The organism is Ensifer sp. Root954, from assembly GCF_001429005.1.
GTDB lineage: Bacteria > Pseudomonadota > Alphaproteobacteria > Rhizobiales > Rhizobiaceae > Ensifer > Ensifer adhaerens.
The window spans coordinates 320,162-320,948 of record NZ_LMJM01000052.1 but is presented as its reverse complement, the minus strand read 5'-3'; the positions used below and the strand labels follow the sequence as shown (position 1 = coordinate 320,948).

General features: G+C 63.7%; 1 protein-coding gene. It reads left to right on the top strand.

Features of this window, described 5'->3' with window-relative positions; genetic code table 11:
• Window positions 1-86: 86 nt before the first annotated feature.
• Window positions 87-785, top strand: coding sequence for a tRNA (guanine(46)-N(7))-methyltransferase TrmB (gene trmB, locus ASE71_RS32065; RefSeq protein WP_060519789.1), 699 nt, complete (start codon window positions 87-89; stop codon window positions 783-785).
• The last annotated feature ends 2 nt before the right edge of the window (window positions 786-787 follow it).

Sequence of the window (787 nt, the reverse complement as noted above, 5' to 3'; positions counted from 1 at the left end):
GGGCGCTCCGACAAGGAGCGCCCGCTTCGTTCATTTTGATTTTGGGTTGGCCTGATCCAGATCGGTATGACCAAGGGAAAGACGACATGACCGAACCGCGCCGCGCCAGAGCAACCGAGGCCTTTTTCGGCCGCCGCAAGGGCAAGCCGTTGCGCGAGCGGCAGGCGGCGCATCTGGAAACCGTGTTGCCGACCCTGAAGCTCGACCTTTCGAGCCCGCCTCCGGCGGACCTGAAGACCCTCTATCCGCAGGGCGTGGACCGCATGCGCCTCGAAATCGGTTTCGGCGGCGGCGAGCACCTGATCCACCGTGCGACCGAAGCGCCGTCGACCGGCTTCATCGGCGTCGAACCCTTCGTCAATTCCATGGCCAAGCTTGTCGGTCATATCGAGGAGCGCGGCGTCAGCAACGTCAGGCTCTATGACGACGATGCCACCCAGGTCCTCGATTGGCTGCCGGCCGCGTCGATCGACCAGATCGACCTGCTCTATCCGGACCCGTGGCCGAAGCGCAAACACTGGAAGCGCCGTTTCGTCTCCAAGGTCAATCTCGATCGCTTCGCCCGCGTGCTGAAGCCCGGCGGCGTGTTCTGCTTCGCCTCGGATATCGATACCTATGTCAACTGGACGCTGTTGCACTGCCGCGATCACGCAGCCTTCGAGTGGACGGCAGAGGCGGCTTCCGATTGGCTGACGCCCTATGAGGGATGGCCGAGCACGCGCTACGAGGCCAAGGCACGCAGGGAAGGGCGAAGCTCCGCCTATCTCACCTTCCGGCGCGTCTAAAG

What these genes read in the sequence shown, in the direction of transcription:
- trmB (WP_060519789.1), top strand. Translation starts at nt 87, where the DNA reads ATGACCGAACCGCGCCGCGCCAGAGCAACCGAGGCCTTTTTCGGCCGC.